At 61.9% G+C, this 9204-nt stretch carries 7 protein-coding genes; 6 read left to right on the top strand and 1 reads right to left on the bottom strand.

Going from position 1 to position 9204, the window contains the following annotated elements; genetic code table 11:
• Positions 1–228 precede the first annotated feature (228 nt).
• Positions 229–1269, bottom strand: a complete 1041-nt coding sequence (locus tag OC605_RS05815) for a low specificity L-threonine aldolase (RefSeq protein ID WP_016772826.1) — start codon at positions 1267–1269, stop codon at positions 229–231.
• A 126-nt stretch (positions 1270–1395) separates the two neighbouring features.
• On the opposite strand from OC605_RS05815, the gene OC605_RS05810 reads away from it, so the two are divergent.
• From OC605_RS05810 to OC605_RS05785, 6 genes are all read left to right on the top strand, one after another.
• Positions 1396–2106, top strand: coding sequence for a conjugal transfer protein TraX (locus OC605_RS05810; RefSeq protein WP_262136481.1), 711 nt, complete (start codon positions 1396–1398; stop codon positions 2104–2106).
• 257 nt (positions 2107–2363) lie between these two features.
• Positions 2364–3617, top strand: a complete 1254-nt coding sequence (gene glyA, locus OC605_RS05805; protein ID WP_024014589.1) for a serine hydroxymethyltransferase — start codon at positions 2364–2366, stop codon at positions 3615–3617.
• 21 nt (positions 3618–3638) lie between these two features.
• Positions 3639–4889 carry a sarcosine oxidase subunit beta gene (locus tag OC605_RS05800; RefSeq protein WP_016772829.1) on the top strand — a complete coding sequence of 417 codons (1251 nt, stop codon included), beginning with the start codon at positions 3639–3641 and terminating at the stop codon, positions 4887–4889.
• 14 nt (positions 4890–4903) lie between these two features.
• Complete coding sequence (locus OC605_RS05795; RefSeq protein WP_016772830.1) at positions 4904–5233, top strand: sarcosine oxidase subunit delta; 330 nt, start codon at positions 4904–4906, stop codon at positions 5231–5233.
• Positions 5230–8247 (top strand): sarcosine oxidase subunit alpha, encoded by a 3018-nt coding sequence (locus OC605_RS05790; protein WP_073476480.1) that lies wholly within the window; start codon positions 5230–5232, stop codon positions 8245–8247. Before OC605_RS05795 ends, OC605_RS05790 begins: the two co-directional genes overlap by 4 nt.
• 142 nt (positions 8248–8389) lie before the next feature.
• Entirely contained in the window at positions 8390–9022 is a 633-nt protein-coding gene (locus tag OC605_RS05785; RefSeq protein ID WP_262136480.1) for a sarcosine oxidase subunit gamma, read from the top strand.
• The last annotated feature ends 182 nt before the right edge of the window (positions 9023–9204 follow it).

The following is a 9204-nucleotide window of genomic DNA, read 5'->3' as shown; positions in this document are numbered from 1 at the left end:
GTGAAGCTGGAACGCGGAGCGTCCCGGGAGGCGTTACCACGCGGAGCGTGGGAACGATCAGGGTGGTCAGATGTGGAGATAAAGATCGTTCCCACGCTCTGCGTGGGAATGCAGCCACTGACGCTCTGCGTCATTGCGGTTTTCAGCCTGTCGCCAAGGGTGAAGCTGGAACGCGGAGCGTCCCTGGAGGCATTCCCACGCGGAGCGTGGGAATGATCATGGGCGGGATCAGGCCGACATGACCTCGCGAATATCGCGCGCCAGTTCGCGTACGCGTTCTTCTTCGGTGTCCCAGGAGCACATGAAACGTGCGCCGCCCTTGCCGATGAAGGTGTAGAAGCGCCAGTTCTTTGCAGTCAACGCAGCGATGGCCGGCTCGGACAGTTGCAGGAACACACCGTTGGCCTGCACCGGGAACATCAGTTCGACGCCGGGGATGTCGCTGACCAGTTCTGCCAGCAGTTGTGCGCAGTGGTTGGCGTGGCGGGCGTATTTGAGCCAGGCGTCGTTTTCCAGAATGCCGACCCACGGTGCCGACAAAAAGCGCATCTTCGACGCCAGTTGCCCGGCCTGCTTGCAGCGGTAGTCGAAGTCTTCGGCCAGTTTGTGGTTGAAGAACAGGATCGCTTCACCCACCGCCATGCCGTTCTTGGTGCCGCCGAAACACAGCACGTCGACGCCGGCTTTCCAGGTCAGGTCGGCGGGCGAGCAGCCGAGGAATGCGCAAGCGTTGGAGAACCGAGCGCCGTCCATGTGCAGGTGCAGGCCCAGTTCCTTGCAGGTTGCGCTGATGGCGCGGACTTCTTCCGGGGTGTAGACGCTGCCGACTTCGGTGGCCTGGGTCAGGGTCACCACGCGCGGTTTCGGGTAGTGAATGTCCTGACGCTTGAGTGCGACTTCGCGGATCGATTGCGGGGTGATCTTGCCGTTTTCAGTGCCAGCGATCAGCAGCTTCGAGCCGTTGGAGAAGAATTCCGGAGCGCCGCATTCGTCGGTTTCGACGTGGGCGGTTTCCGAGCAGATCACGCTGTGGTAACTCTGGCACAGCGACGACAGGGCCAGCGAGTTGGCGGCGGTGCCGTTGAAGGCGAAGAACACTTCGCAGTCGGTTTCGAACAGTTTGCGGAAATGATCGGCCGCGCGGGCGGTCCATTCATCGTCGCCGTAAGCGCGCTGGTGGCCGTGGTTGGCCTGTTCCATGGCAGCCCAGGCTTCCGGGCAGATACCGGAATAGTTGTCGCTGGCGAATTGTTGGCTCTTGTCGGTCATGGCCGGCTTCCGTAATCGAGACTCTTGTGAAGGCTCGTGGTCAATGAGGATGCGCACTTTACCGAAGATCTTCCGGGGAGCACATGCGATGTCGGGTGGGGAAAATTACCAGTTTATGGGCCGATTATGCACCTGAGCCAACGCGACGGTGCCCTGGATCTGCTCAAGTGGCTGGCGTTGCTGAGCATGTTGCTCGATCACCTGCGATATGTCGGCTTCTCCGCCGATTGGTTGTATGTGCCGGGTCGTCTGGCGTTTCCATGGTTTTGCCTGGCGATGGCGGCGAATCTGGCACGAGACGGGACGCGCAAAATGGAATGGCGCTATCTGGGCTGGCTGTTGCTGTTCAGCGCCATCAGCGAAATCCCTTATCGCTTTTATATCCCCGAGCCTGACACGTTCAACGTGATGCCGACGCTGGCGCTGGGCTTGCTGGTGGCGCGTGGCTGGCAGGATTCAGCATTGGTGGCGCGATTGCTCGCACTGGCCGCGCTGGTGGTTGCGGCGGTTTTTTCAGAACGACTGATGTTTGGTTTCTTCGGCGTATTGTTGCCGTTGGCCATGTTGCTGGTTTTCCGCCGACCCTGGTATTTCAGCCTGTTGCCGGGGCTGGTGTGTCTGGCGGCGAACCAATGGCAGGTGCTGCTCGAATCGGCGCGCTTCGGCAACAGCGTGTCCATTCTCGGCCTGGCGACATGTGTGTTTGCGCCGATGCTCGGAATGTTCTTGTTGCGACATGGGCGACATCTGCAGCCACCACCGATGCGGCGGTGGGCGTATGCGCTGTATCCCGCGCATTTCCTCCTGCTGCTTGCCATCCGCCAAATCATCGCCTGACCCCTGTAGGAGCTGCCGAAGGCTGCGATCCTTTGATCTTCAAAGTCAAAGTCAAAAGATCGCAGCCTTCGGCAGCTCCTACAGGGGGAGTGCATTCTTCGGGTCATTTCCAGCCATGTCGTAAACGCACCTTTGCGTGGCGTCCGCAGGCATTTGAGCTGTCTGTGCCGGTCATACCATCGCATCAAAGGGCACTGCCATCATTGCCAGTGCCTTACCGAGACGAATGGCGCACAGATGCCGCTGGGAGAGACGCGATGTTCAGCAAGCAAGACCAGATCCAGGGTTACGACGATGCACTGCTGGCGGCGATGAATGCCGAGGAGCAACGTCAGGAAGATCACATCGAGCTGATCGCGTCGGAGAACTACACCAGCAAGCGCGTCATGCAGGCGCAAGGCAGCGGCCTGACCAACAAATACGCCGAGGGCTATCCGGGCAAGCGCTACTACGGCGGCTGCGAGCATGTGGATAAAGTCGAAGCGCTGGCCATCGAACGCGCCAAGCAACTGTTTGGCGCCGACTATGCCAACGTCCAGCCGCACTCCGGCTCCTCGGCCAACAGCGCCGTGTACCTGGCGCTGATCCAGCCGGGTGACACCATCCTCGGCATGAGCCTGGCCCACGGCGGTCACCTGACCCACGGCGCGAAAGTGTCGTCCTCGGGCAAGCTCTACAACGCTGTGCAGTACGGCATCAACACCGACACCGGACTGATCGACTACGACGAAGTCGAGCGTCTGGCCGTCGAGTGCAAACCGAAAATGATCGTTGCCGGTTTCTCCGCTTACTCAAAGACTCTGGACTTCCCGCGCTTCCGTCAGATCGCCGACAAGGTCGGTGCACTGCTGTTCGTCGACATGGCTCACGTCGCCGGTCTGGTCGCTGCTGGCCTGTATCCGAACCCGCTGCCGTACGCCGACGTGGTCACCACCACTACGCACAAGACCCTGCGCGGTCCGCGTGGCGGGCTGATCCTGGCCAAGTCCAACGAAGAGATCGAGAAAAAGCTCAACGCGGCCGTTTTCCCCGGTGCCCAGGGCGGCCCGCTGATGCACGTTATCGCCGGTAAGGCGGTGTGCTTCAAGGAAGCGCTGGAGCCTGGCTTCAAGGCTTATCAGCAACAAGTGATCGACAACGCCCAGGCGATGGCCAGCGTGTTCATCAAGCGTGGCTACGATGTGGTCTCCGGCGGCACCGACAACCATCTGTTCCTGGTCAGCCTGATCCGTCAGGGCCTGACCGGCAAGGACGCCGATGCCGCGCTGGGCCGCGCGCACATTACGGTGAACAAGAACGCCGTGCCGAACGACCCGCAGTCGCCGTTCGTGACCTCGGGCCTGCGCATCGGCACCCCGGCGGTGACCACGCGCGGCTTCAAGGTCAGCCAGTGCGAAACCCTCGCCGGCTGGATCTGCGACATCCTCGACAACCTCGGCGACGCCGATGTCGAGGCCAATGTCGCCCAGCAGGTCTCGGCCCTGTGCGCAGACTTCCCGGTTTATCGCTGAGTCGGTTTTGGAGTAATGACTATGCAACGCTATTCCGGCTTCGGCCTGTTCAAACACTCGCTCAGCCACCACGAAAACTGGCAGCGCATGTGGCGCACGCCCACCCCGAAAAAAGTCTACGACGTGGTCATCGTCGGCGGCGGCGGGCACGGCCTGGCGACGGCCTATTATCTGGCCAAGGAGCACGGCATCACCAATGTCGCCGTGGTCGAGAAAGGCTGGCTGGGCGGCGGTAACACCGCGCGCAACACCACCATCGTGCGCTCCAACTACCTGTGGGACGAGTCGGCGCACCTCTACGAACACGCGATGAAATTGTGGGAAGGCCTGTCGCAGGATCTCAACTACAACGTGATGTTCTCCCAGCGCGGCGTTTACAACCTGTGCCATACCCTGCAAGACATCCGTGATTCCGAGCGTCGGGTCAGCGCCAACCGCCTCAACGGCGTCGACGGCGAACTGCTCGACGCCAAGCAGGTTGCGGACGAAATTCCGTACCTGGACTGCTCGAAAAACACCCGCTACCCGATCATGGGCGCCACCGTGCAGCGTCGCGGCGGCGTCGCCCGTCACGATGCCGTGGCGTGGGGCTTCGCCCGTGCGGCCGATGCCTTGGGTGTGGACCTGATCCAGCAGACCGAAGTGATCGGTTTCCGCAAGGAAAATGGCGTGTGCATCGGCGTTGAAACCAACAAGGGTTTCATCGGCGCCAAGCGCGTCGGCGTGGTCACTGCCGGTAACTCCGGGCACATGGCCAAGCTTGCCGGTTTCCGCCTGCCGATCGAATCCCACCCGCTGCAAGCGCTGGTGTCCGAGCCGATCAAACCGATTATCGACAGCGTGATCATGTCCAACGCCGTACACGGTTACATCAGCCAGTCCGACAAGGGCGACCTGGTGATCGGCGCCGGTATCGACGGCTACAACGGCTACGGCCAGCGTGGTTCGTACCCGGTGATAGAACACACCATCCAGGCCATCGTCGAGATGTTCCCGGTGTTGTCCCGCGTACGCATGAACCGCCAGTGGGGCGGCATCGTCGACACCACTCCGGATGCCTGCCCGATCATTTCCAAGACGCCGGTACCGAACATGTTCTTCAACTGCGGTTGGGGCACCGGTGGCTTCAAGGCTACACCCGGCTCGGGCAACGTGTTTGCCGCGAGTCTGGCCAAGGGTGAAATGCACCCGCTGGCCGCACCGTTTTCCATTGACCGTTTCCACAACGGCGCGCTCATCGACGAACACGGCGCTGCTGCCGTCGCCCACTAACAGGAGAAATCCCCATGTTGCATATCTTCTGTCCTCACTGCGGCGAACTGCGCTCTGAAGAGGAATTCCACGCATCCGGTCAGGCGCACATCCCGCGTCCGCTGGATCCGAACGCCTGCACCGATGAGGAGTGGGGCGACTACATGTTCTTCCGCGATAACCCGCGCGGTCTGCACCACGAGTTGTGGGACCACGTTGCCGGTTGCCGCCAGTACTTCAACGTCACTCGCGATACCGTGACCTACGAGATTCTCGAGAGCTACAAGATCGGCGAGAAGCCGCAATTCACCGACAAGGCTGGCACTGCGAAAACAGCCACGACGGCGCTGGGAGAGAAGGTATGAGCCAGACCAATCGCCTGTCCAACGGTGGACGGATCGACCGCAACAAAGTGCTGAGCTTCACCTTCAACGGCCAGACCTACAAAGGCTATGAAGGCGACTCGCTGGCCGCCGCACTGATTGCCAACGGCGTCGATATCATCGGCCGCAGCTTCAAGTATTCGCGCCCTCGCGGCATCTTCGCCGCCGGTTCCGAAGAGCCGAACGCGGTGCTGCAGATCGGTGCCACCGAAGCCACGCAGATTCCCAACGTGCGCGCCACGCAACAGGCGTTGTATCAGGGCCTGGTCGCCACCAGCACCAACGGCTGGCCGAGCGTCAACAACGACATGATGGGCATTCTCGGCAAGGTCGGCGGCAAGCTGATGCCGCCGGGTTTCTACTACAAAACCTTCATGTACCCGCAATCGTTCTGGATGACTTACGAGAAGTACATCCGCAAGGCTGCCGGCCTCGGCCGTTCGCCGACCGAGAACGATCCGGACACCTACGACTACATGAACCAGCACTGCGACGTGCTGATCGTCGGCGCCGGCCCGGCCGGTCTCGCCGCTGCCCTGGCCGCTGCGCGCAGCGGTGCCCGCGTGATTCTGGCCGATGAGCAGGAGGAGTTCGGCGGCAGCCTGCTTGATTCCCGCGAAAGCCTCGACGGCAAACCGGCGATGGAATGGGTCGCCAGTGTCATCGCTGAATTGAAGAACACCCCGGACGTGCTGCTGTTGCCGCGCGCCACGGTCAACGGCTACCACGACCACAACTTCCTGACCATTCACGAACGCCTCACCGATCACCTCGGTGACCGCGCGCCGATCGGTCAGGTGCGTCAGCGCATCCACCGTGTCCGCGCCAAGCGCGTGGTGCTGGCGACTGGCGCCCACGAGCGTCCGCTGGTCTACGGCAACAACGACGTGCCGGGCAACATGCTCGCTGGTGCGGTGTCGACTTACGTGCGTCGTTATGGCGTAGCGCCAGGCAAGAAACTGGTGCTGTCGACCAACAACGATCACGCCTATCGCGTCGCTCTGGATTGGCTCGATGCCAGTCTGCAAGTCGTCGCCATCGCTGACGCCCGCAGCAATCCGCGCGGTGCATTGGTCGAAGAAGCGCGCGCCAAAGGCATTCGCATCCTCACCGGCAGCGCCGTCATCGAAGTGCGTGGCAGCAAGCGTGTGACCGCTGCCCGCGTCGCCGCGATTGACGTAAAGGCCCACGCCGTGACCAGTCCGGGCGAATGGCTCGACTGCGATCTGGTGGCCAGCTCCGGCGGTTACAGCCCGGTGGTTCACCTGGCTTCGCACCTCGGTGGCAAACCAGTGTGGCGCGAAGACATTCTCGGTTTCGTACCGGGCGAAGCACCGCAGAAGCGCGTATGCGTCGGTGGCATCAATGGCGTCTACGCGCTCGGCGATTCGCTGGCCGACGGTTTTGAAGGTGGCGTGCGCGCTGCCGCCGAAGCCGGTTTCCAGACTGTCGAAGGCGTGTTGCCGAAAGCCCTGAGCCGTCTCGAAGAGCCGACTCTGGCGCTGTTCCAGGTGCCGCACGAGAAAAACTCGGCGCGTGCACCGAAGCAATTCGTCGACTTCCAAAACGACGTCACCGCCGGTGGCATCGAACTGGCGACCCGCGAAGGTTTCGAGTCGGTCGAGCACGTCAAACGCTATACCGCGCTGGGCTTCGGCACCGATCAGGGCAAGCTCGGCAACGTCAACGGTCTGGCCATTGCCGCCCGTTCGCTGAACGTGACCATCCCGCAGATGGGCACCACCATGTTCCGTCCGAACTACACGCCGGTGACCTTCGGCGCCGTGGCCGGTCGGCATTGCGGACACATCTTCGAACCGGTGCGCTACACCGCGCTGCATGCCTGGCATGTGAAGAACGGCGCCGAGTTTGAAGACGTCGGTCAGTGGAAGCGTCCCTGGTATTTCCCGAAAAACGGTGAAGACCTGCACGCGGCGGTCAAGCGCGAATGCAAAGCCGTGCGCGACAGCGTCGGCCTGCTCGACGCCTCGACCCTCGGCAAGATCGACATTCAAGGCCCGGATGCCCGCGAGTTCCTCAACCGCGTGTACACCAACGCCTGGACCAAGCTCGACGTGGGCAAGGCGCGCTACGGTCTGATGTGCAAGGAAGACGGCATGGTCTTCGACGACGGTGTGACCGCGTGTCTGGCCGACAACCATTTCGTCATGACCACCACCACCGGCGGCGCCGCGCGCGTACTGCAGTGGCTGGAGCTGTACCACCAGACCGAATGGCCGGACCTGAAGGTGTACTTCACGTCGGTCACCGACCACTGGGCGACCATGACCCTGTCCGGGCCGAACAGCCGCAAGCTGCTCAGCGCCGTGACCGACATCGATCTGAGCAACGAAGCGTTCCCGTTCATGACCTGGAAAGAAGGTCTGGTCGGCGATGTGCCGGCGCGGGTGTTCCGTATCTCGTTCACCGGTGAGCTGTCGTACGAAGTCAACGTGCAGGCCGATTATGCGATGGGCGTGCTGGAGAAAATCGTCGAGGCCGGCAAGCAGTACAACCTGACGCCGTACGGCACCGAAACCATGCACGTGCTGCGGGCCGAGAAGGGCTTCATCATCGTCGGCCAGGACACCGACGGCTCGATGACCCCGGACGACCTGAACATGGGCTGGTGTGTCGGTCGTACCAAACCGTTCTCGTGGATCGGCCAGCGCGGCATGAACCGTGAAGATTGCGTGAAAGATCAGCGCAAACAATTGGTGGGCCTCAAGCCGATCGATCCGACCAAATGGCTGCCGGAAGGTGCGCAGCTGGTGTTCAACACCAAGCAGGCGATTCCGATGACCATGGTTGGCCACGTGACCTCCAGCTACGCGCACAACTCCCTCGGTTATTCGTTTGCCATGGGCGTGGTCAAGGGCGGTCTCAAGCGCATGGGCGAGCGGGTGTTCGCACCGCTGGCCGATGGCAGCGTGATCGAAGCGGAAATCGTGTCTTCGGTGTTCTTCGATCCGAAGGGTGAGCGGCAGAACATCTGACAACCTCGGGAGCGGTGGGCGGGCGGCTATTCGCGAGCAGGCTCGCTCCCACATTCGATCGCGTTCCCCTGTGGGAGCGAGCCTGCTCGCGAAGGCGGCGGCACAGCTACCACAGGAACCAACAGAATTCAGAAGGTGCTTTATGACCACAGCCAATGTTTACCAGCAACGCCCGACCACCGGTGCCCGTGCCGAGTCGTCGCTGCACCATGCCGACCTCGCCAGCCTGGCCGGCAAGGGCCGCAAGAACGCCGGCGTGATCGTGCGTGAGAAAAAACTCCTCGGCCACCTGACCATCCGTGGCGATGGCCACGATGCAGCCTTCGCGGCCGGTGTGCACAAAGCGTTGGGCATTGAATTGCCCGGCGCCCTCAGCGTGATCGTCAAAGGCGAAACCAGCCTGCAATGGATGGGCCCGGACGAGTGGCTGCTGATCGTGCCAAGCGGCGAAGAATTCGCCGCCGAGCAGAAACTGCGCGAAGCGCTGGGCGATCTGCACATTGCTATCGTCAACGTCAGCGGCGGTCAGCAGATCCTCGAACTGAGCGGGCCGAACGTGCGTCAGGTGCTGATGAAATCCACCAGCTATGACGTGCACCCGAACAACTTCCCGGTGGGCAAAGCGGTGGGCACGGTGTTCGCCAAGTCGCAGCTGATGATTCGTCATACCGCCGAAGACACCTGGGAACTGCTGATCCGGCGCAGCTTCTCGGATTACTGGTGGTTGTGGTTGCAGGATGCTTCGGCCGAGTACGGGCTGAGCGTTCAGGCCTGAAGATCAAAAGCCACCCCCTCACCCCAGCCCTCTCCCCCTGAGGGGGAGAGGGGGAAAGGGAGCAGATTTGCGTGTTTTTCGAGCCTGAGTTCGACGCGCTATTTCAGGTCGGCGCAGCTCGAAAGAACACCTCGGTCAGTCCCCTCTCCCTCTGGGAGAGGGCTAGGGTGAGGGAAAAACCT

The organism is Pseudomonas sp. Marseille-Q5117 (genome assembly GCF_946901175.1).
GTDB lineage: Bacteria > Pseudomonadota > Gammaproteobacteria > Pseudomonadales > Pseudomonadaceae > Aquipseudomonas > Aquipseudomonas iranensis.
Note: the sequence above shows the minus strand (reverse complement) of the source record. Positions and strands in the feature narration are given on the sequence as shown.

Bases quoted from the DNA above. Each gene is read 5' to 3' on its own strand.
- OC605_RS05815 (WP_016772826.1), bottom strand. From the start codon at position 1,269: ATGACCGACAAGAGCCAACAATTCGCCAGCGACAACTATTCCGGTATC.
- OC605_RS05810 (WP_262136481.1), top strand. From the start codon at position 1,396: ATGCACCTGAGCCAACGCGACGGTGCCCTGGATCTGCTCAAGTGGCTG.
- glyA (WP_024014589.1), top strand. From the start codon at position 2,364: ATGTTCAGCAAGCAAGACCAGATCCAGGGTTACGACGATGCACTGCTG.
- OC605_RS05800 (WP_016772829.1), top strand. From the start codon at position 3,639: ATGCAACGCTATTCCGGCTTCGGCCTGTTCAAACACTCGCTCAGCCAC.
- OC605_RS05795 (WP_016772830.1), top strand. From the start codon at position 4,904: ATGTTGCATATCTTCTGTCCTCACTGCGGCGAACTGCGCTCTGAAGAG.
- OC605_RS05790 (WP_073476480.1), top strand. From the start codon at position 5,230: ATGAGCCAGACCAATCGCCTGTCCAACGGTGGACGGATCGACCGCAAC.
- OC605_RS05785 (WP_262136480.1), top strand. From the start codon at position 8,390: ATGACCACAGCCAATGTTTACCAGCAACGCCCGACCACCGGTGCCCGT.